Consider the following 21,573-nt stretch of genomic DNA (forward strand, 5'->3'; position numbering starts at 1 on the left):
ACCCAAGGGGTTATTCTGTCTATCGGTCAAAATCAAGGCTGAAACCCTGATGCTGTGGTGAAATACATGGATTTTCTGACAAAATTTCAATCTGACGATGCACGAGTTTTGGGAGTGACCCAAATCAATGGCTTGACAAAAATAACATTTTATGCAGTCCCCTAAATAGCGATCGCAAAAACCCCGCCCCAAGCCGAACGCAATGGAAAAGGGATTTTTCTGTTATAAGTGGAAGTAGCAGTGATTGTCTAACAATCAGAAAACCCTGTAATTCTAATAATTCCTAATTCATAAAATTACGTTAAATTAAAATGGCAGAAGTTATTTTAGATAATATTTATAAAAGTTTTCCCATTCATCATCAAAGTTCCTCTGAGGAAAAAAAATCATCAGAACTCCAAGAATCAACCCCTACTCGTCAAGCGGTTTTAAAACGAGTTTATTTACAGATATTGGACGGCGAGTTTATGGTTTTAGTGGGGCCATCGGGTTGCGGAAAAAGTACCTTATTACGATTAATTGCTGGACTAGAAACGATTACCGGAGGCAATATTTATATTGGTAATACCTTAGTGAATGAATTACCCCCCAAAGCGCGGGATATTGCAATGGTGTTTCAAAATTATGCCTTATATCCCCATTTGAAAGTTTATGATAACTTAGCCTTTGGCTTGCGACGTTCCTATCGAGAAACTGAACCTAAACCTCCGTTAATGGTCAAAAAAAACAACTCTTCCCCCCTTTGTGATTCTCAACACTTATCCTTAACCGTTGGAGACTATCAATTCTTTGCTCCTTTGTGGTTAGAAGATGTGATTGTATCAATAACGCGATCGCTTCCGGCTCAATTTCGCTATGTTTCAGAACGAGAAAAAGCTATCTCAGAACGAGTATTAACCGTCGCCAAATTATTACAAATTGAATCTCTATTAGATCGCTATCCTAAACAATTATCAGGGGGACAAAAACAGCGAGTTGCGTTAGGAAGAGCAATGGCAAGAAACCCCCAAGTTTTTTTAATGGATGAACCTTTATCAAATTTAGATGCAAAATTAAGAACCGAAACTCGTGCCCAAATTGTTGAACTCCAAAAAAAATTAGGAACAACGACCATTTATGTCACCCATGATCAAGTCGAAGCGATGACAATGGGTTCCCGTATTGCAGTAATGAACCAGGGAAGAATTCAACAAGTTGCTCCACCTTTAGAATTGTATAATCGTCCGGCTAATCGCTTTGTTGCAGAGTTTATTGGGTCTCCTCCCATGAACTTTATCCCCGTTCAATTTACCGCACCTTTATTAATTACCCATCCTCAATTCCGATTAACCTTACCTGATATTTGGCAAAATGTTTTAACGCCCTATAATGACCAAAAATTATTATTAGGTATTCGCCCAGAACATTTAATTGTGAGTTGTCCAGCGACTAAAAATTTACCAGTTATTGTTGATCGTTTTGAAGCGTTAGGGCATGAAACTTTATTATGGGTACATTTATTAGGGGAAAATCGCCTTAATTCTTACTTACAAGTTAGAATTCCGGCTGAAACTGAACTAACAATCGGTGAAAAAATTTGGTTAACTTTAGTACCGGAAAAAATTCACTTATTCGATCCTAAAACTGATTTAGCAATTTTGCCGCGTTTGTAATAGAATAGGGAACAGAAAGAAAAAGATAGACTATAATTATAAAGCTAAGGGGAGGGAAAATTTAAACGTACTGCCTTTGTTTAAATGACTGGAAACTGTAATTTTTCCTCCTTGTAATTCTACTAAGCGCCGGGTAATGGCTAATCCAATTCCAGTCCCGCCAGAATGTCGAGAACGAGATCGATCTGCTCGCCAAAAGCGTTCAAAAACATGGGGTAAATCCTCTGGAGAAATACCAATACCTGTATCAATGACAGCCACCCATAAAAAGTTGAAGTCGTGGCTAGTTCTGACGGTAATGGTTCCGGTTTCAGTATAACGAATAGCATTCCCTAATAAATTAACTAAAATTTGTTCAGTGCGATCTATATCCGCTAACACCCAAGGTAAATTAGGTTGAGAGTCTAATAGAAGAATAGGGCCATCTTCTAACAGTTGATCAGAAAACCGTTGAACCAAAGATTCTAATAAAGAATATAAATTAACGGGTTTTTGATGAATCGGTAAATAGCCAGATTCAACTTTTGAGAGTTCTTGTAAATCATTAACTAATCGTTCTAAACGTTTGGTTTCCTTAGCTAATTGTTGATAAATTTCAGAAGACGGTTCAATATGACCGTCGGCGATTTCTTCTAAATATCCTCGGACAACGGTTAAGGGAGTTCTTAATTCATGGGTTAAATCACTAATCAGTTCTCGTCGTTCTTTTTCAACATTTTGTAAACTAGCTGCCATCTGATTAAAACTAATGGCTAATTGATTTAACTCAGGAATATCACTCGGAGACATTCGTTCTGACCAGTCTCCCTCAGCTAGTTTCTGAGTAATTTTGTCCATTTGGGTTAGAGGTTGGGTAATTCGTTGTGTTAACCAATAACTGAGTCCGACGGCGGCGGTTGTTCCTGCTAAAACCGACCAAAATGTACTCCGATTCCAAGCAATTTCAAACCCTTCTATTAGACGAGTGCGAATATATTGTAACCGAAATCCGGGGCCATCAAGTTGTTCTAAACGACTCACGAAAAACCGAGGAGAAGAAATTTTTCCAATGATGACTAAGGATGTGACTCCAATTAACATCACTAACAGATGGGAAAAAAACAAACGCCCTCGTAAACCCATTTTAGCCATATTGAATTTTTTGCTTTTAGAATCAATTTCATCATAAAACAGCAGCGAGGATTTCGGATGAAAATCCCTTGGATCTATGCTGTTAAATCTTAACAATTTTTGATCATTGGATTCTTCTGATGAAGCTGGCTGTTAAAATGCTCGAAATCCTGCCTGGATTTAGAGCATTCTCACGATTGATGGGATGGAAAAAATTCGTTTTTATCTGTAAAATAACCAGTTGAGTTAAAAGATTGTCTATCTCAGTTTTATTTATGTCTTTGGATACCCCAACCTCTGAGTTGAGCCCTGCTGAATTTCAATCTCCTGCGAGTGTACCGGAGGTTGATCCGAATTTACAAGTCCGGTTAAAACGTGAAGATGGACACTTATTATTATTTTTACCGCCAGAACATCATCGAGAAGACACCGAGACAACCTCTAACAACAGTTGGACAGAACTGTGGCAACAGTTCAAGCATCGTCTCAATGGCGGTGAACACGCCGAACAAGGAAATCAGGAGGTTCATCTGATTGCTGAAAATCGGTTATTAGATAGCCGTCAACTGCAAGATATTGCTGAAGCCCTCAACGAAGTTCAACTGCAACTTAAACGAGTCAAAACCAGTCGGCGTCAAACCGCAGTCGCCGCAGCAACAGCCGGATATAGTGTCGATCAAGATACGGAACGGGAAACCTTAACTCAACCCGTCTCGGAACTTTCCCGGTCTGTGTTAGCTGAACCGTTGTATCTGAAAAAAACCGTGCGGTCTGGAGTCGATATTCGTCACCCTGGAACTATTGTTATCGTTGGGGATGTTAACCCCGGTAGTTCAATTATTGCCGATGGCGATATTATTATTTGGGGTCGTTTAGGTGGGAATGTCCATGCTGGAGCTAAAGGTAACCGCAATAGTTTAATTATGGCCCTGCAAATGGAACCCAAGTTAATTCGGATTGCGGATCAAGTGGCACGGGGGCCAGAAACCTCTCCCGAACAAGTGTACCCAGAAGTTGCCTATATTAATAATAATGGCATTCGCATCAGTCCTGCGAGGGAAGTTGCCAAAGCGAGAGCTTTAACCTTAGATCATTAAGCACAATCTTGATTTCATTTGTGACATGATTTGTGATAGAAATCAGTAGGAAAATCTGGAGTTTCCATCAGTCCTGAAACTGTGAGCGTTCTCGTTCGCGATTAACCGTTAACCGTCAACCCTCAAAAGTCAACTTTTAAATATGAGTCGTGTTATTGTAATTACCTCTGGAAAAGGTGGGGTGGGAAAAACAACCTGCACCGCTAATGTCGGAATGGCATTAGCAAAACGGGGACATAAAGTAGTTGTGATTGATGCCGATTTTGGACTAAGAAATTTAGACTTACTTCTCGGTTTAGAAAACCGAATTGTCTATACAGCAATGGAAGTTTTATCGGGAGAATGTCGCTTAGAACAAGCTTTAGTCAAAGACAAACGAGAAGCTCGGTTAGTGCTATTACCGGCGGCTCAAAATCGCATGAAAGAAGCTGTAACCCCGGATCAAATGAAACAATTAGTGGGAATGTTAGATGGGAAATATGATTATATTATCATTGATTGTCCGGCGGGAATTGAACAGGGATTTCAAAATGCGATCGCTCCTGCTAAAGAAGCAATTATTGTTACAACTCCAGAAGTTTCTGCCGTTCGAGATGCCGATCGAGTCATTGGGTTATTAGAAGCAAATTCGGTTAAAAATATTCGCTTATTAATTAATCGAATTAAACCGTTAATGGTGCAAGCTAACGATATGATGTCGGTGCAAGATGTGGAAGAAATTTTAGCGATTCCTTTAATTGGAGTGGTTCCCGATGATGAAACAGTGATTGTTTCTACCAATAAAGGCGAACCATTAGTTTTAACAGAAAACGGTTCCCAAGCCGCCCAAGCTTTTAATCATGTGGTGCGTCGTCTCGAAGGAGAAAAAGTCGCTTTCTTGGATCTCAATCCGGCTCCAGAAGGTTTTTTTGCAAAACTGCGTCGTTTTTTTACCTCTAAAGTCGGTTAAAACTTCACCCTTTGAGTTTTTGATTTTAATTTTGTTGCATCTGTCTTTACCCAGCAAACCCCCATGAAAATTAATGAAATCCTAGAACGACTTTTTCCCCGAAGCAATCAAACGAGTCGAGAAGCCGCTAAACGACGCCTAAAATTCGTGTTAGCCCATGACCGGGCTGATTTAGCACCCGAAATGGTGGAAGCCATGCGAAAAGAAATCCTAGAAGTGGTGTCTCGTTACGTGGAAATCGACACCAATGATTCAGAATTTAATTTAGAAAGCGATAACCGAGTCACCGCCTTAGTCGCTAATTTACCCATTCGTCGGGTTAAGCAAAAGGCATTAGTTGATCCTGAACCCTCCGCCTCAGAATCAGCAAAACCTACTCCAGACGTTGAACCCGAACCCGCCAAAACTGTACCCCTTGAAATGACACCAACGGTTACAACCGAATCTGAGCAAGACTCCCCTGCTCCTCAGTCTGCAACCGCGACCACAGAACCTCTAAAACCACCCAAAACTGCCACCCCCAAACAATCAACAACCGAGGAACCTGACGTTAAGAACGTTGAGGATAAGGAAACTTAGAAGGGGTTGGTTGTCAGCAAATCCGTTGACTCCTCGTTTGCTAGAATAAAATGATAATGATTATCATTATTTAGTTCAACGGCTAACTCCTACCCTATGACTGCTGTTACTCTTCCCCCCCAGATCGATATTGCAATTATTGGTGGGGGGCCTCATGCTTTAACCTTGGTGACTCATCTGCTACAAAAACGAAAGACGATGAGAGGTCGGTTTCTCGTTTTTGATCCGAGTGGAACTTGGATGCAGCAATGGAATCATCAATTTGCGGCTCAACAGATTCCCCATTTGCGATCGCCTGCGGTTCATCATCCCGACCCAGACCCGCACGCACTGAGGACTTTTGCCCAAAATCGCCCCAATGAATTGTTTCCTCCTTATGATTTACCAGGAACTACACTATTTAAAGATTTTTGTCAAGATTTGATTCAACGTTGGCAACTGCAAAACTGTGTTTATCCAGCCGAGGTGATCGCAATTCAACCCCGACGCCAGAAACGACGCAGCCAGTTTGATTTGGAACTATCCAACGGTCAAACCCTGATCGCCCGACGAGTTGTCTTAGCCAATGGTAGCGGTCTTCCCCATTATCCCACTTGGGTCAAACAGATCTCGACCTCTTATCCCCAGCAGCGTTTACTGCATTCTCACCAAGTTGATCTGCGGAAATTGCAACTTCAGGGAGAGCAGATTTTAATTATTGGGGGAGGTCAAACCAGTGGACATTTAGCATTAGGGGCGATTGAACGGGGAGCAAACGTGATCTTAATGAATCGCAGAACGTTCTATCATAAACTCTTTGATGCTGAACCAGGCTGGCTTGGCCCTAAATACTTAAAAGGGTTCTGGGCAGAAACCAATTGGTTCACCCGTTGGCAAATGATTCAACAAGCTCGAAATGGCGGTTCAATCACACCCCCCGTCCTCAGTCACCTGCGACAGTTGGAACAACAGGGGCGAATTAAATTTTATCAGCAATGCCAAGTTTCTCAAGCCCAATGGATGGGAAATTACTGGCAAATTTTTTGTGATCAACTCACAGATCATTCCTGTATTCATCAACAAAAAATTGATCAAATTTGGTTAGCAACAGGAAGTCAAATCAATGCTAAGGAGCATCCTTTGTTATCAGAAATTTTAACAGCCTATCCCACTGAAATTGTGAACGGATTACCTGTTTTAGATCAAGATTTACGCCTACCCCAATGTGAATTTTTCATGATGGGCGGGTTAGCGGCGTTACAGGTCGGCCCAACTGCCAGAAATTTATCGGGAGCTAGAATGGCAAGCGCTCGCATTGTTCAAGCCCTAATCAAACCCACTAAGGCATTAATTTAAGCAGGGCACAGGGAACAGAAATTTCTCCCCGGAAGAGCTTGGTCTGAGCTTTGTCGCAGGGACGGGGCTTTAAACCCAGAATTTTCGGTAAAATATAGTGACTGTTCAGTGATAACCTAAAAGATGGCAATATTAAATTCTTCTAAAGCTTTCCGAGATGAATTCGGAATCAGCTTGTATTAACCCATAGGCAAACCCATGGTCAGCACTGCAGAAAAAACAAACGTAGGCTACATTACTCAAATCATTGGCCCGGTTGTAGATGTCAAGTTTCCGAGCGGTAAATTGCCGGAAATCTACAACGCTCTTAAAATTAGTGGCAAAAACGAAATTGGTCAGGAAGTTTCTGTTGTTTGCGAAGTGCAACAACTGTTAGGGGATGGCCAAATCCGTTCCGTCTCCATGAGTACCACCGATGGTTTAGTCCGAGGGATGGAAGTGGTTGATACGGGCGCTCCCATTAGTGTTCCCGTTGGCCCTGCTACCTTGGGACGGATTTTTAACGTGGTGGGCGATCCGGTTGATAGCTTTGGCCCGGTTCAAACTCAAGAAACCTCGTCCATTCACCGTTCTGCCCCTGCATTTACTCAGTTAGAAACAAAACCCTCGGTGTTTGAAACGGGGATTAAAGTGGTAGACCTGTTAGCTCCCTATCGTCGGGGCGGTAAAATCGGTCTGTTCGGTGGAGCCGGAGTCGGCAAAACCGTTATTATTATGGAACTGATTAATAACATCGCTAAAGCTCACGGGGGTGTGTCCGTGTTTGGCGGTGTGGGTGAACGGACTCGTGAAGGAAACGACCTTTACAATGAAATGATTGAATCTGGCGTGATCAACACCAACGACCTGACTCAATCTAAAGTCGCTCTGGTTTACGGTCAGATGAACGAACCCCCTGGAGCTAGAATGCGGGTGGGTCTGTCGGCTTTGACTATGGCTGAATATTTCCGTGATGTCAGCAAACAAGACGTGCTGCTGTTTATTGATAATATCTTCCGGTTCGTGCAAGCCGGTTCTGAAGTGTCCGCTTTGTTAGGTCGGATGCCTTCTGCTGTGGGATATCAGCCTACCCTCGGAACAGAAATGGGTGAACTGCAAGAACGGATTACCTCCACCACGGAAGGGTCGATTACCTCGATTCAAGCGGTCTATGTACCCGCCGACGATTTAACTGACCCCGCTCCAGCGACCACCTTCGCCCACTTAGATGCCACCACCGTATTATCACGGGGTCTAGCTTCTAAAGGGATTTATCCGGCTGTAGACCCCCTGGGTTCGACCTCCACCATGTTACAACCCTCAATTGTGGGTGAAAAACATTATCAAACCGCCCGTGCTGTCCAAGCCACCCTGCAACGGTACAAAGAACTACAAGACATCATCGCCATTTTAGGGTTAGATGAACTGTCTGAAGAAGACCGTCTGACTGTGGCTCGTGCTCGTAAAATTGAGAAATTCCTGTCTCAACCGTTCTTCGTCGCGGAAGTGTTCACTGGATCTCCGGGTCAATATGTCACTTTGGAAAAAACCATCAAAGGCTTCAATATGATTCTGGCTGGGGAACTCGATGACCTGCCTGAACAAGCCTTCTACATGGTGGGTGATATTGACCAAGTGATTGCCAAAGCTGAAAAACTCAAAGGCTAATCTTCACGGTTGTTGGGCTTTAGCCCTTGAACTATCGCCCAACAACGATTCTGTTTGAATCTCCACAATATTTATTACCCCTTGACAAATGACATTAACTGTGCGTGTAATTGCCCCCGATCAGACGGTCTGGGATGACAATGCCGATGAGGTGATTCTTCCGAGTACCACCGGACAACTGGGTATTCTGACGGGTCACACCCCCCTGTTAACGGCTGTAGATACCGGAGTGCTGCGGGTTCGTTCTAAAAATCAATGGACTCCGATTGTGTTAATGGGCGGGTTTGCTGAAGTTGAAGCCAATGAAGTCACCATTTTGGTTAACGGCGCCGAACGGGGTGACAGCATTAATTTAGAAGAAGCTCGGACGGCTTACAGCGAAGCTAAAGCTAAGTTAGAAACGGCTGAAAGTAGTGGCTCTGAACGCGACAAAATTAAAGCCAAAAAATCTTTAAAAAGAGCGAGAGCGCGGTTACAAGCGGCTGGTGGTACTCTCGATTAAACGAGAAAAACACCAGTAGAAACCGGGTTTCAGCAATAATCTTTATTACTAACGAAAAGCTCAATTAAAAAACCCGGTTTCTGACTCTCACCCATACCTAGAAACCGGGTTTCTACCTTAACATGAGCTATTAATAGAAAGATGGGATAAGAAGATAGGTTATCAAAGACTTTACCTCTTGCTTCAATACCATAGTGCGTTCGATTTTGGGTAATTGATGTTTGATTATTATCCCAACGCTTACTAACAATAAATAATCCCCGACCTACGAGTTTTATTTTCAGATGGATGCCATTAAATAGATACCAAGTTAGGATTTGAATTAGTCTCAATAGAAACATCCTCTGGATCTGAATATCGAGAAAATAATTCGTTTAAAGCTTCTTCTCCCGATATTTCGCCTTGACTAATAAATCTTTCAATCTCGACAGATCCATCATTCAAAAATTCAACTTCCCAACGCTCCCCAGGAAGCGCAACACTCACCATAATCGCCTCATCCCGATGATGAGCTAGAGAATAGCTAATTTCTTGTTGATCTAAATTTTGTAAGAAACCAAGAAACTGATCAAAAATATCATTTTTCATTTATCAAACCTCCGATCACTTAATAGTTTGCGAACAACTTTAAAACCCGGAGAGTTTTCAGCAACTCCTTTTTCTATTTCTTCCCAGGTCATCTCACTAAATTCTTCCCAGCTAGGCGCTCCTTGTGGAAGCTGTGCTTGTTTGATACTGCCTTTTTTTAGTTTTAAAATGTCACATACTTTTTGGCCAGAAAACTTATGTACGATTGTTTCACCTCCTTTTCTTTTCCTTTAACTTAATTATATCGAACAGACATCACCCCCACCTCCAAGAAACCCGGTTTCTACCTTAACCTTTGTTACTAACAGAAAACTTATTTAAAAAACCCGGTTTCTAACCCCCACCCCCACCTCCAAGAAACCGGGTTTCTGCCTTAACCTGAGCTATTAATAGAAAGATGGGATAAGAAACCCGGTTTCTGAACCCTCACTACCAACCCTCAATTAATTTAATCTTGAGAAAGAATAAGATTTAAAACATTGAGTTCATTGGAGATTAAAAAATATTTATCGGTAAAAAGTTTACTTCTAATTTCGTTGAGACTATAACTTCTAAATAGAATCCAAGGAAAATCTTTATATTCATCACCAATGGGTAAAATATTACAGATGGGATAAAGAGAACGAAGATAAGCCGCTAAAATATCTTTAAATCTTCGATCTTCAGGCTCAGGTTCGTGACGGGAAAAATATTGACGCAGCGCTTCACTGATCATTAAACTAAATAAGGGAATTGCATAATATTGGTCGAGATATTGACTATTTTGCTCAAATTTTTGGGTTTTATAGGGTTTTTCTTGAAGGATTTTGACTAATTCTATCCCTTCTTTGAGAGCCGAATGAATACTTTCGGGATAGGTTGAACTATTTTTAATTTTAGACATTTGATACAATAATTCTCCATTACTATAGCTCAAAATTTCCTGTTGTAGTCGCATTTTATATTTTTCTTCAATTAATCTTTCTTTAACAGGAACAATTAATAAACTTCCATGGATATAACTGCGTTGAATGGGGGGAAAATTCAGTAAACCTTCTAATTTATGATTGACTAACTCGTAAAATTTAGCAGCGAATGAACGTTGTAATTCCAGATAGGATAATCCTTGATCTTCCTTGATTCCTAAATTAATTTCAACGGAACTCAGCAATAGTTCTAAACTAGAATAGACGTTTTTTAATAGCTGATCATAAGGGTGTCTTTTATGTTCTTTTTTTAGCTGTTTAATTAGGTTACTCATCTGACTGCTAAAGGTTTGACCCGTAGTAAATACCGATTTTCCGCCAATGGGAATCATCATAAACTGATCAGAACCAATGCGACCTGAACCAAAAATTCGAGTCATAATAGAAGTTTTTAAAATTAGCAAAATATTTAAAAGACTTAAAAGACTTTCTTGTTGAGATAACTGCTGATCAGACTGATTATCAGAGGATAATCCTTGATTTTGTTGAGGATAAACGATGACTTGTTCACATAAATAAAAAATCAGATGTTTATCTTGATCATCTAAGGTTTTTTCTACTCCCTCTTCAAAATAGCTTCCTCGACCTCGATAAATCACTTGAATGATTTCCATCAAGTTCTTTTCGATTTCAAAACGAGGAATATCAACTAAAATTTGCTTAACTTTAGGAAAGGATAACCCTCGACTTGCTGAAGCGGTCATAAAAATGACTTTGACTTGATTTTTATACTTAGAAATATTTTGTTTTTCGTTGTTTGAAAGATCCGCATGAATTTCTAAGTAATCTTGATCAAGTTTGAATTGACCGCGCTGTTCACGAATCTTTTCAATTAAATCCGCTAGTCTCTGTTTATCTTGAATATAAATAATTATTTGTTCAGAATTAAGTTGATTTAAAAAGTTATTAATATCAGTAAAAATTTGCTTTTGAACTGTTTTTTGTAGATCAGAGTCTACCTGTAAAGAGATTTTTTTCTGATATCGCAAAGATTGAATAAACACTTTATAAGTGATCCCTAAACTTTTAGCTGGGTAGGAATTAGTGTTGATAACGGTAGCTTTTAATCCTTGAAAAGAAAAGGGTTGTATTGATAAAGGAATATCTTGAGATTGTGCTTTTCTAAAAAAGATTTTATTCGGTTCACTGGTTGTTTCTCCTAAGTGTTGTTGAATCACATCTGGATCAACAATAGAAGCATCCGCTACAATAATTTTAGTGTTAAATCCTGATGTCGGATTCATTACACCATATTTTTTTAAAATCTCACTTATTCGATTAAGAAATTCTGCTCCTCCTTCATCGCCAGTAATTTCATCAATCATAATTAATAAATGCTTAATTCGACCGGAAAGAGCTTGCATTTTTTCGGGAATTACAATTCCTTCTTGAGAGTTATAAGCGTCTTTAAAGATTTGTTCAAAATGCTTTAGGGTATCGGAACTGTGTTGAGTTTTCTTGAAAGATTGAATTGAAACCGTCGCTACAATATTATTCGATATTTTACGATTAATTAGGGTATAGATTCCTTTACAAATACTATTTAAAACCCCTTTAAAAGAGGAATCATGTGCTTGAATTTCATCTTCTGTCATTCGTTTTAAACGTTTTGAAGCAGAAGTTGAAGATAATTCATAATCTTGGTGAATAAAATCAACTGTTTGCTGAGTAAATCGGTTTTGAGAATAGAGATTGTTGAGATAGTTAACTGTATATTTTCCGTGATTATCAGAAATTAAAGCCGAGGAAGTGCTAATAGCAAAAATGAGATCATCTTCTAATTGGTTATTGTCTGGATTCTTAAACTTTTCAATAATATCTAAATTTACTTGTTTTCGCGGACTGACATAAAAAAATAAAAATCCTTCGTTTAAACACTGTTGAGTTTTGAGGAAATTAGCGATCGCTGTTGTTTTTCCGATCCCAGGATTCCCCGTTAAAAAAATATAAGTTAGATCCGAGTTCAACGCTTGAGTAATTAATTCAGCATGAGCATTTCTGAGGTCAATTTTAGGGGTAACGTTTAGTTGTTTGGCTAAATCATCTGAAATAATATCAATCGAGTTACAAAAATCATCAATTCGTTCTGAATGAATAATGGGTGTAATTTTATCTAGGTTAATGGCTAACAGTTTATCAATAAAATCTTTACCTTTATCAAAACTTTTATAAGCATTTCTCTTGATTTTTCTTAATATATTAAGACGTGCATTTTTAATCTCAATATCAGTCACGTGATGTTTATAAATCTCAGCGCAAGTTTCTAAAATATCTAAATTATTTTCATTGATGGACATGGAACTAATTCCGCGATCGCTATATCCAACAATATTAAAAATAATAGAACTTTTGTCTGGTAGTAAATGATGCGATCGCAAAAATTCATAAAAACTATAAACATAACTTCCCGCTTGAATTAACTTCGCCGTTTCTTTGTCTTGTCGTTTGAAGGCTTTGAAATAAGTTTTTAAGTCTTTAGATAAATTTAATTCTGCGGTTTTTGTATCTAATCCTAAATTAGAAAAAACACTTTTGGATTTTAAATACCGAATTTCACTTAATAATAATCTCCTTAAAACTTCGATATCCTCAATATCGTCTAAATCCTGAATTGCTTTAATGGAAAAAATAGAGTAATCAATACATAAAATTCGATATTCTTTAATACACTGAATCAAAATTAAAGTGTCAGCTTTTAAAAAATTACCTTTTTTAGAATACTCTTGAACTTGATTAGCTTGAATTGAAATTAATTGAGATAAAACTTCATGAGTTCCTTGATCATTGATATTTTTCTGATAACTCCCAAAACTATTATCCCCAGAAAAACAACATTGATAATATAAAATCTCTAACCGTTTTCGTTGACGTTGACTCCATCCCATCGCTTCAATATATTCATCCAGAAAGTTTAATCCTGCTATAAACGCTTTTTCTAAGAAAAAAAGGCTCCATTTTTCTACAATTCTTCGATGTTTATCATTAACTATATGAGTTTTTCTGATCAAAGCTCTAACCATTTCAGAAAAACTAATCTGTTGTAATTCCTGACGGTATAAACACCCAAACCGATGAGAAATTTGATGCTGTTCAATATAGGTCAGCATTCCGATATTAAAACCCACTTCAAATAAGCGACCTAATTCTTGTCCTAGTTGAAATTCTGTCATGTTAATTCTCCTGATTCCTCTATATTTAATACTTTTTTGACTTCAGTTAAGAACGCTAAAGCGTTAAAAACAGCATAACTATTGATATGATTAAATCTTGATAAAGCACCAACACTATCTTCTCCAATAAGTTTGGTATAAGGATCAAGTTTTAAGCTAATATTTTTCGATTTATTACTATCTGCTTCATAACGAGAAAAATGGAAAAGGGTTAAAAACTCCAGTAACTCATTTTTTAATGAATTATCATACATTAACGCCATGCGAATATCTTTATCATCTAAAATTCCTTCATAAATATTTAATAAAGTCGTATAGGAAATCACGCCATTATAGTATTTATCATCTCCAACCTTAATTCCATTAAACAAATTAAAAAACACCACCGCTTGCTTACTGGGATCTTTCACTAAAGTTTCTAACTCTGAAATGTCTTGAATATACAAAGAGCTTGATGGAATCTTATCCAATTTAACAGCATAATATTTATCGAAAAAAATCGGATAGATTTTTAAATCTTCTCGTTCCCCTTTTAACGCACGAATGACCGATTTTGACATAAAAAACAGTTCCTCATCTTCCTGCTTTTTCGTCATATTTAAGGTCTGGGAGTAGGGAGATTTAGCAATATATAAAAAGTGTCTGTATCCTTTTTGATAAAGCTGATTAACCTGATCAATTAAAACGTCAGGATGACTGTGGATTTCTTGCTGATTATAATTATCGGAAAATGTTCCAATCATATACAGTCGAACTGTACCATCTTTTTGACGTTGAATACCGATCATTTCTCCCATGAGATTTGCAATTTTATGATCGGAAGATCCAGCGCGATCGCATTCTCGACTAGAGACAACAATAATCGCTAATTGATTTAGTTGGGGTTCCGTTGTGGGTTGACTTAAATTAAAAGTTTTCGGTAAAATAGAATATAAAGAACTTAACCCATTTTTGAGTTTAAATGAGTCAAAAGTTTTAATACAAAATCCTTGGGAATTGGAGTGATGTTTTTCATTCAGTAAATGAGATAAGACTGAAAAAATAGAACGCATAAATTTTTCTTCGGGTGCGGGCTCCTGTGGCTCACTTAAATGGAGTCTTAAAATCGGGACAAATAAGCGACGTTCTGACGCATCTAGTAAAATTTTTAAAAGGATATATGCTAATAATGCAAAGGTAAACTGATAAGTAAAAGCCGTTGAAGATTGTAAATTTTTTAAAATTTCCTCTCGCAATCGTTGATAATTATAAGTAAAAACTAAAAGTTTTTGTTGCTTAAAGTTATCGTTAAAAATCTGTCTACAATCTTCGTGTTTAGGAGTGACAACTACAGGAATTGTATAAACTTCTCTTAAATCATAGCTCATGGTAAAACTTTGTTGATCCTCGGTTGAGAAATAGTGAATTTCATCAATTTTTAAGTTAGCTGAAATCGAGTAAAGGGAACGATTATCTACACTTGCTTTTCCCACAGAGATATATTTTAAAGCTGCTTTCGGATTTTCTCGTAAAACAGTTTGAAAAAAGGTGTCAGTTTTATCAATGTTACTGTAATTTGTTTCTAAAATTCCCGTTTTAACGCTAATTTGAATCGGATAAGACCGAGATGGAGAAACAGACTTTCTTTTCAAAAATTTAGTTAGCAGATTTTTAAGTTTATCGACTTTAGTGTCAATTTTGTAAGATTTTAAACCCTTGATCATACCCCTCAAAATCCTTTGTTTTTTCGTCTCATCCGAGTCTTTAAAGATCGGTAAAACTTGTTCATCAAACCTTTGAACTGGGTTATACTCTAAATCCTGTTCAGGATGATAATCTGGAGCAGAAGGATCAAAACTAGCAAAGACAAAATAATATAATAGTAAAATTCTTAAGACTTTTCTAACAAAGTATTCTTTTCGAGAATGATCCGTTAATTCCTCTTGATGTTCTGGACTATCGGGATTGAGTAAATCCAGATAATAATTAATAACTGATTTTCCGCCTTGAGCTTGAACTTTCCCTGCAAATTTTAGCTTTAATCCAAAAATAAATTGTCGTTTTCCTGACGTTTCTTCCGTTGTTTCGCCTAAATGTCCAACCATTAAGGGAATAATCGGTAACTCATCAAATGCTTCAGCGCGAGAGAATATGTCTTTATAATTGACGCTAACTCCAGCATAGTTAACTTGATAATATCCATCTTCTTTGTTCATATCGTTAATATAATCTTCTATTAACCGTAACCGCCGAATTAAATCTTGGAGATAAATTAAATCTTGCTGTTGTTCTAAATGTTCTTCTAAATATTCCAAATATAAAATTTTAGCTTGTCTCTGAAGTTTTCCAATGGCTTCTGTATCCATTAAACATTTTAACCGATACAAATCATCTTTATTGTTTTTTAAATCTTCACACAAATCCTCAAGAATATAACCTAAATTTTCCTTTTCTTCCTCGGAATTAAAGTTTAAATCAATAAAATTATTTAAACTATTTTCTAAATCTTGATTAAAATTATTGGTATTTTCAACAGTAATCGTTAATTTGTGAAATTTTAATAAAGCCTTGCTGTTTTGAGTTTCTCGCTGTAAACTTAATCGATTTTTTTGTAAATTTTCATATCTTTTATTAAAAGAATATTGAAATCCAAGCTTTGCAGAATTTCCTTGAAATTCGGTTAATGGTCTTGTTAATTGTTTGATAAAATCTTGTAGAGGAATAGAATTGATTGATGTTTCTATATTTTGGCTTAAAATATCTCGAATTCGTAGAATTTCTTCGCGAAACGTTTGTTTTGAATCTACGTTTAAATTAATAGTTGCACACTTGGTGTTAAAAGTCGCTGCTCCTAAAGGATTTACATAACTTAACGCAGAAACTTGAGCCGCAATTTCATCAATATCAATGAACAACCGTTTACCATCTGGGGATAAATTCAACCCATTGTTAAGGGGTTGCTGGGTTAACACTTGTACAATATTCGCTAATAAATGACGATAATCCAGACGAGTTAAACCATTGTCGCCTTCTCCCAAAATATTAACCATCTTTATTCCTCTTATTTCTGGCTATAACCATTTTAAGTCAGAGGTGAACTTTTAGCTACCCCTGACTTTATTGCTCATCTGACTGGTTCATTCAGTGATAGTCAGTCTCAATCATTTGTGATCAAAACTTGTAGGGTTTGGGTCTCCCAATCCCTACAATACAATATTATCACCGATTGAGTTATATTATAGTCCCAATTCTGTTAATAATTCTTGCATCATTTCCCAAGTTAATCCCTGTTGAATATAACGAGGTTCCGTGGGATTGTAAGGACTAGATAAACGATCAATTTCAAGAATTTTAGCGGTATCAGGAAAAACTGGAATATCAGGATCAAACGCTGTGGGACGCATTAAGGAACTAGAAAATCCTTTAAAAATTGCAATTTCATCTGTTTCTCCCTGAAGTTCAATTTTAACAATTAAAACTTCTTGAGGACGTTGAGTGGTATATTTTTCTAAGCGATATACAATCATGGGTTATAATTTGGGGAATGAAAAAATGCAAAATAAGACAAATTGTTCAAGGGTAATAAAACAGTAAAGGTAACTCTTTTTCCCTCTGCTTCACTTTCAGCTTTAACCGTTCCTGGGTTTGAATTGGATCAAAGACGATATTGATGATAAACTTGAGATGCAGCACGATGTAATAAAGAATGACGATAAACTAAAGCTTTTAAATCATCCGAATAACCCCCTCCAATAATTGCGGCTACAGGATAACCCTGGCTAATACAAGTGCTTAAAACTTGCATTTCTCGCCGCCAAAGTCCTGTATCCGTTAACGCTAATTTTCCTAATCGATCCTCTCCATGAGGGTCAACACCTGCATCATAAAAGACTAAATCCGGTTTGACCTCAGATAATAAATCCGGTAAATAATCCGCTAAAGTTTGTAAATATTCCTCATCTTCCATCCCCACCGATAACGAAACATCTAAATCACTCATTTGTTTTTTAGCTGGAAAATTCGCTTCACAGTGCATCGAAAAGGTAAAAACATTCGGATCATTTTGGAAAATAACCGCCGTTGCATCTCCTTGATGCACATCTAAATCAACAATTAATATTTTTTTTGCTAATCCTAAATGCTGCACCACACGAGCGGCGATCGCGATATCATTAAAAATACAAAATCCTGATCCAAAATTAGGAAAAGCATGATGAGTTCCCCCAGCAGTATTGCAGGCTAACCCCTGAGATAACGCTAATTTTGCCGTTAAAATTGACCCCCCCACCGCAATACAAGTTCGTCGGACTAAAGCCGGACTCCAAGGTAAACCAATCCGCCGTTGCGCTTTGGGGTCAAGAGTGCCTTGATAATACCCCTCCACATAATCAGGATCATGTACCCATTCAATCCACTCTTGAGGCGGTAATTCTGGGGTGTGAACCTCGTTAAGATCCGCAACACCATCCCGCAATAACAACTCATACAATAAGCGAAACTTTGCCATCGGAAACCGATGTTCAGGAGGTAAGGGAACCCCATAATCAGGATGAAAAACAATCGGTAAATCCATAGGAGCGAATTGTAGTTAAAACGTTAGAGTAAAGACAATAGAAGTTGAGAAAAAACAATGACAATCCTTTGGCAGTATGGCAGTAGTAACCCCGACAATGCAACCCATCTCGATACCATTCGTCAATGGTGGACATCCTTACAAGGTCAGGAAATTTACTGGCAACAACGGTTACTTCCGACTCATGGAAATAGAAACGATTTAGACTGGGAACCTCAACGATTTGATGAAAAATTTATCCTCACCAATCCAGAAATTCGTGGAATTACCCTTTATTGGTTTAAAGCTGAACAATCTCAAGAACGAAACATTACCCCCCATCAATTAGAATTCGATGAACCACATCAACAATTGTATATTTTCCCCCAGTCTCAACAACAAGTCATAATTCGAGTGCAACTTTATCGCCGACCCTATCAAATGATTGAATTAAACGATCCTAATTTAGCGGTCGGTCAAAATGGGATGATTTTATTACGGGATAATCAACAGTTGATTGAAATCAAAATTAATCTCAGTGCCGATCGGCTTAAACTGTTAAAATCTAAACTGAATTCTTTAGATTGACCCGATACCAACAGCATTAGACTTTTGATCAGTTCCTTGACATCTCCAAGACCAATGCACTACTATGTCGTCTAATCCAAAATAAATCTGATAAATACTGGCAAGTAGGACGCTTCTGATGTCAAAAATATACAGTACAGAGGAACTGATCCACATCTTAAATGAGGAGCGCGAGGCTTGCCTAAACGGGAAGCGTTTAAATTTAAAGGCGACTCCTGCTGTTGGAAATCCAGTCATTGATTGTTTTTTGAAACCGGAGGGAATTCAAAAGTTTACCGCCTATCAAAATTTTAAAGCCACCATTCACGACTACCAAAGAGAAAATCTAGTTTCTGGCATCGTTTGGCGAGAAATTACGGTTCAGGGAAAAACCCTACAGTTTCCCTTTGTCCATGAACAATTAATCGCCTTACCTTATGATTTTGAACAGTTAAAAGCTGCTAAAATTAAACTTTTAGAATTTTGGGACAATGTAACAACCGGAATGGATTTATATTTAAGTATAAATAGCGGTAAAGATTATCGTCGAATTTGTGTTGCAGAAGTCGATGCAATTGTTCAACGGACTGAATGGGCTTGTATTTGGAAATGGGAAAAATCGAGCTTTTTGGAGATGTTATTACAATTAGGTTGGGGACAACCCTCAGAAGCCGGAGATCGACGAGGATGGCCACAATCCGGCAGTGAAAATATTCATGCCGTTAAACCCGGTCAGCGTCCCATTTGTTAATGTTAACAACGATTTCTCAAATATTTCCTTTGTTTATGTTCATACATTCATTTATCCGCTTTGGCAATCCATTGTTCCAGGGAATAATCCTGATTCAAATCGCAGGATTGTATACCAATACTAATATTAAAAAATTAGTATGATTACTCAATTAATTTTACAACACACCCTCGCCATTAACCAAGCTCAACAAATTTTTAAGCGTTTAGTCTGATTCAAGAGTTCAAGGATTTCAATGGAATCATCACTCTCTCTAATTAAGGGTTAGGAATTGCTAAATCAATTGAAGCTTCAATTCCCTTAATTAAACAAGACAAAGGAATTACACCCGAAACAAAGACTAAGGAACCTCGAACAGAATTATGATTAAATTGGAACGTTGTATCAACCATTAACACATAACGCACTTCATTTTTATGAATCATTAAAGAGGTAACTAAATCAGGTAAGGGTTCAATTTGAAAATTAGGAACAGAAAACATAAATTGACATCCCATTAAAGTTCCTAACATATTGATGTATGAATTTAACAGAATATTACCCACTTCCATCAAAACTTCACAGGAAGAAATATCGAGAGTAAAAACTTTTTCTTCATTATTATGTCGCAGTAAATTGGTTAATTTGATGGCAAAAGAATAATTTAAGAGTAACAACGCATCCCCACTCATTGTTCCTCTAAACATTTGATGAACACTGACAATTTCTTCATTAAACTGGTTGGGCAATTCTGCCGTTAATTTGCTGAGTGGGGACAAAGACACTTCCTCAACTTTCATGGTTACATCAGAACCAATTAATTTAGATAAGGATATTGCTGTCTTGCGAGAAAGCACAATTTTCATAAACTCAGACAAAGCCGTTTTTTGTTTTTCCGTGAGTAGCATCGTTACACCTCTTGAGGGTTAATCAAGGATTAAAATTCAGGACTGATTATGATGGAAAGCCCGATGGATTATAAAACATCTAAAATGGCTTGTGTCATTTCATTAAGCCCATAAGAATGATCACTTAACCCTGATTCTTCCACAGAACGCGGCATTCCATAAACCACACAAGTTTCTTCCGATTCAGTAAAGATTAAGCCACCATGAGATTTAATCCAGGCTGCACCCTGTTTTCCATCGCTACCCATGCCCGTCATCACAATTCCTAGCACCCGATTGCCATAAACTTGTGCCGCAGACTGAAACATAACATCTACAGAAGGACGGTGGGGCATATCAAAGGGTTGTGCTGCTAACTGCGTGACCACAGAATCTCTATTTCGTTTAAACGTTAAATGACGTCCAGCAGGCGCAATAAACACCATCCCCGGCTGAAGAATTTCTCCATCCCCCGCTTCCACAACTTTCAAAGCCGATAATTGATCTAATCGTTCTGCATACATTTTGGTATAACCAATTGGCATATGTAAAACAATCGCAATGGGGACAGGAAGATTACTCGGTAACTGCGGAATCAACAATGCTAAAGCTTGGGGGCCTCCTGTAGAAATTCCAATGGCAATTAAATCAATTGTAGCCGGATTAAATATCGGTTTAGCTGGAACAGCAACCGGAAGAAACGATCCTAAAGCGGGACGGGGAAGACGCTTTAAGGGAACATTAGCAGCCGCTTTGACTTTATCAATTAATTCCTCTGCTAATTCATACATTTTTTCAGTGGCTAAAGCCGTAGGTTTATGAACAAAATCAACAGCCCCAGCATCTAAAGCTGCTAATACCAATTCCCCGCCTTCACTGGCAATACTCACAACAATGGCAGGAATCGGATGTCGTTCCATTTGTATCTTGAGAAATTCAACACCATCAAGTTTAGGCATTAATAAATCTAAGGTAATGACATCGATTTTATCTCCGATTTTTTCTAAGGTTTCTAAAGCTTCTTCTCCATCATGGGCAGTTCCAACGACTTCAATAAAAGGGCTGCGGGACAGCATTTGCTTAATCACTTTCCGCACATAAGCCGAATCATCAATAATTAAAACGCGAATAATTTTATTCATGATCTTTATCCTTTTTGATTTAAGTTATATAGGAGGGAACAGCTTAACAGCTTAACAAGGAATAGGGAATAGGAAACACTAAACTCTAAGATACTTTGCTCGATTTAGACAGATCAAACACC

The 21,573-nt window shown here is 37.9% G+C and carries 18 protein-coding genes; 9 read left to right on the forward strand and 9 right to left on the reverse strand.

Features of this window, described 5'->3' with window-relative positions:
- The first annotated feature begins 311 nt into the window (after positions 1–311).
- Positions 312–1,652 carry an ABC transporter ATP-binding protein gene (locus ACKPEB_RS07265; RefSeq protein WP_408964197.1) on the forward strand — a complete coding sequence of 447 codons (1,341 nt, stop codon included), beginning with the start codon at positions 312–314 and terminating at the stop codon, positions 1,650–1,652.
- Positions 1,653–1,688: 36 nt separating this feature from the next.
- On the opposite strand, the gene ACKPEB_RS07270 is transcribed toward ACKPEB_RS07265, so the two are convergent.
- The gene (locus ACKPEB_RS07270) at positions 1,689–2,783 is read right to left on the reverse strand and encodes a sensor histidine kinase (RefSeq protein WP_408964198.1); all 1,095 of its coding nucleotides are present in this window, start codon (positions 2,781–2,783) and stop codon (positions 1,689–1,691) included.
- Positions 2,784–3,037: 254 nt separating this feature from the next.
- Between ACKPEB_RS07270 and minC the strand changes: the two genes are divergently transcribed.
- The 6 genes from minC (at position 3,038) to atpC (ending at position 8,871) form a co-directional block, all read left to right on the forward strand.
- Positions 3,038–3,859, forward strand: a complete 822-nt coding sequence (gene minC, locus ACKPEB_RS07275) for a septum site-determining protein MinC (protein ID WP_408964199.1) — start codon at positions 3,038–3,040, stop codon at positions 3,857–3,859.
- Between the two features lie 142 nt (positions 3,860–4,001).
- Entirely contained in the window at positions 4,002–4,808 is an 807-nt protein-coding gene (gene minD / locus ACKPEB_RS07280; protein WP_408964200.1) for a septum site-determining protein MinD, read from the forward strand.
- Positions 4,809–4,871: 63 nt separating this feature from the next.
- Positions 4,872–5,387 carry a cell division topological specificity factor MinE gene (minE, locus tag ACKPEB_RS07285; RefSeq protein WP_408964201.1) on the forward strand — a complete coding sequence of 172 codons (516 nt, stop codon included), beginning with the start codon at positions 4,872–4,874 and terminating at the stop codon, positions 5,385–5,387.
- Between the two features lie 96 nt (positions 5,388–5,483).
- A complete protein-coding gene (locus tag ACKPEB_RS07290) occupies positions 5,484–6,722 on the forward strand; it encodes a SidA/IucD/PvdA family monooxygenase (protein WP_408964202.1) in 1,239 nt (412 codons plus the stop codon).
- A gap of 198 nt (positions 6,723–6,920) precedes the next feature.
- On the forward strand, positions 6,921–8,369 hold the full coding sequence (gene atpD, locus ACKPEB_RS07295; RefSeq protein WP_408964203.1) for a F0F1 ATP synthase subunit beta: 1,449 nt from the start codon (positions 6,921–6,923) through the stop codon (positions 8,367–8,369).
- An 88-nt stretch (positions 8,370–8,457) separates the two neighbouring features.
- Positions 8,458–8,871, forward strand: coding sequence for an ATP synthase F1 subunit epsilon (gene atpC / locus ACKPEB_RS07300; protein WP_408964204.1), 414 nt, complete (start codon positions 8,458–8,460; stop codon positions 8,869–8,871).
- A 29-nt stretch (positions 8,872–8,900) separates the two neighbouring features.
- Here atpC and ACKPEB_RS07305 read toward each other — a convergent pair whose 3' ends face one another.
- From ACKPEB_RS07305 to ACKPEB_RS07330, 6 genes are all read right to left on the reverse strand, one after another.
- On the reverse strand, positions 8,901–9,212 hold the full coding sequence (locus ACKPEB_RS07305; RefSeq protein WP_408964205.1) for a papain fold toxin domain-containing protein: 312 nt from the start codon (positions 9,210–9,212) through the stop codon (positions 8,901–8,903).
- Complete coding sequence (locus ACKPEB_RS07310; protein WP_408964206.1) at positions 9,166–9,459, reverse strand: hypothetical protein; 294 nt, start codon at positions 9,457–9,459, stop codon at positions 9,166–9,168. The genes ACKPEB_RS07305 and ACKPEB_RS07310 overlap by 47 nt, the downstream gene beginning before the upstream one ends.
- A 448-nt stretch (positions 9,460–9,907) precedes the next feature.
- Positions 9,908–13,594: a helicase-related protein gene (locus ACKPEB_RS07315; RefSeq protein ID WP_408964207.1), complete on the reverse strand. Its 3,687-nt coding sequence runs from the start codon at positions 13,592–13,594 to the stop codon at positions 9,908–9,910.
- On the reverse strand, positions 13,591–16,623 hold the full coding sequence (locus tag ACKPEB_RS07320; RefSeq protein ID WP_408964208.1) for a hypothetical protein: 3,033 nt from the start codon (positions 16,621–16,623) through the stop codon (positions 13,591–13,593). The genes ACKPEB_RS07315 and ACKPEB_RS07320 overlap by 4 nt, the downstream gene beginning before the upstream one ends.
- A gap of 186 nt (positions 16,624–16,809) precedes the next feature.
- The gene (locus ACKPEB_RS07325; RefSeq protein ID WP_408964209.1) at positions 16,810–17,100 is read right to left on the reverse strand and encodes a hypothetical protein; all 291 of its coding nucleotides are present in this window, start codon (positions 17,098–17,100) and stop codon (positions 16,810–16,812) included.
- A 128-nt stretch (positions 17,101–17,228) separates the two neighbouring features.
- Complete coding sequence (locus tag ACKPEB_RS07330) at positions 17,229–18,146, reverse strand: histone deacetylase (protein ID WP_408964210.1); 918 nt, start codon at positions 18,144–18,146, stop codon at positions 17,229–17,231.
- Positions 18,147–18,203: 57 nt separating this feature from the next.
- On the opposite strand from ACKPEB_RS07330, the gene ACKPEB_RS07335 reads away from it, so the two are divergent.
- Together ACKPEB_RS07335 and ACKPEB_RS07340 are read left to right on the forward strand one after the other, a co-directional pair.
- Entirely contained in the window at positions 18,204–18,713 is a 510-nt protein-coding gene (locus ACKPEB_RS07335) for a hypothetical protein (protein WP_408964211.1), read from the forward strand.
- Between the two features lie 118 nt (positions 18,714–18,831).
- The gene (locus ACKPEB_RS07340; protein WP_408964212.1) at positions 18,832–19,443 is read left to right on the forward strand and encodes a hypothetical protein; all 612 of its coding nucleotides are present in this window, start codon (positions 18,832–18,834) and stop codon (positions 19,441–19,443) included.
- A gap of 257 nt (positions 19,444–19,700) precedes the next feature.
- On the opposite strand, the gene ACKPEB_RS07345 is transcribed toward ACKPEB_RS07340, so the two are convergent.
- Positions 19,701–20,330: a chemotaxis protein CheC gene (locus ACKPEB_RS07345; RefSeq protein WP_408964213.1), complete on the reverse strand. Its 630-nt coding sequence runs from the start codon at positions 20,328–20,330 to the stop codon at positions 19,701–19,703.
- 68 nt (positions 20,331–20,398) lie between these two features.
- On the reverse strand, positions 20,399–21,451 hold the full coding sequence (locus ACKPEB_RS07350) for a chemotaxis response regulator protein-glutamate methylesterase (RefSeq protein WP_408964214.1): 1,053 nt from the start codon (positions 21,449–21,451) through the stop codon (positions 20,399–20,401).
- Between the last annotated feature and the right edge of the window lie 122 nt (positions 21,452–21,573).

The sequence above is a fragment of the Planktothrix sp. genome (genome assembly GCF_046067725.1).
In the GTDB taxonomy this organism is placed as follows: Bacteria; Cyanobacteriota; Cyanobacteriia; order Cyanobacteriales; family Microcoleaceae; genus Planktothrix.

Coding starts and splice junctions, on each gene's coding strand:
- ACKPEB_RS07265 (WP_408964197.1), top strand. CDS start 312: ATGGCAGAAGTTATTTTAGATAATATTTATAAAAGTTTTCCCATTCAT.
- ACKPEB_RS07270 (WP_408964198.1), bottom strand. CDS start 2,783: ATGGCTAAAATGGGTTTACGAGGGCGTTTGTTTTTTTCCCATCTGTTA.
- minC (WP_408964199.1), top strand. CDS start 3,038: ATGTCTTTGGATACCCCAACCTCTGAGTTGAGCCCTGCTGAATTTCAA.
- minD (WP_408964200.1), top strand. CDS start 4,002: ATGAGTCGTGTTATTGTAATTACCTCTGGAAAAGGTGGGGTGGGAAAA.
- minE (WP_408964201.1), top strand. CDS start 4,872: ATGAAAATTAATGAAATCCTAGAACGACTTTTTCCCCGAAGCAATCAA.
- ACKPEB_RS07290 (WP_408964202.1), top strand. CDS start 5,484: ATGACTGCTGTTACTCTTCCCCCCCAGATCGATATTGCAATTATTGGT.
- atpD (WP_408964203.1), top strand. CDS start 6,921: ATGGTCAGCACTGCAGAAAAAACAAACGTAGGCTACATTACTCAAATC.
- atpC (WP_408964204.1), top strand. CDS start 8,458: ATGACATTAACTGTGCGTGTAATTGCCCCCGATCAGACGGTCTGGGAT.
- ACKPEB_RS07305 (WP_408964205.1), bottom strand. CDS start 9,212: ATGTTTCTATTGAGACTAATTCAAATCCTAACTTGGTATCTATTTAAT.
- ACKPEB_RS07310 (WP_408964206.1), bottom strand. CDS start 9,459: ATGAAAAATGATATTTTTGATCAGTTTCTTGGTTTCTTACAAAATTTA.
- ACKPEB_RS07315 (WP_408964207.1), bottom strand. CDS start 13,594: ATGACAGAATTTCAACTAGGACAAGAATTAGGTCGCTTATTTGAAGTG.
- ACKPEB_RS07320 (WP_408964208.1), bottom strand. CDS start 16,623: ATGGTTAATATTTTGGGAGAAGGCGACAATGGTTTAACTCGTCTGGAT.
- ACKPEB_RS07325 (WP_408964209.1), bottom strand. CDS start 17,100: ATGATTGTATATCGCTTAGAAAAATATACCACTCAACGTCCTCAAGAA.
- ACKPEB_RS07330 (WP_408964210.1), bottom strand. CDS start 18,146: ATGGATTTACCGATTGTTTTTCATCCTGATTATGGGGTTCCCTTACCT.
- ACKPEB_RS07335 (WP_408964211.1), top strand. CDS start 18,204: ATGACAATCCTTTGGCAGTATGGCAGTAGTAACCCCGACAATGCAACC.
- ACKPEB_RS07340 (WP_408964212.1), top strand. CDS start 18,832: ATGTCAAAAATATACAGTACAGAGGAACTGATCCACATCTTAAATGAG.
- ACKPEB_RS07345 (WP_408964213.1), bottom strand. CDS start 20,330: ATGCTACTCACGGAAAAACAAAAAACGGCTTTGTCTGAGTTTATGAAA.
- ACKPEB_RS07350 (WP_408964214.1), bottom strand. CDS start 21,451: ATGAATAAAATTATTCGCGTTTTAATTATTGATGATTCGGCTTATGTG.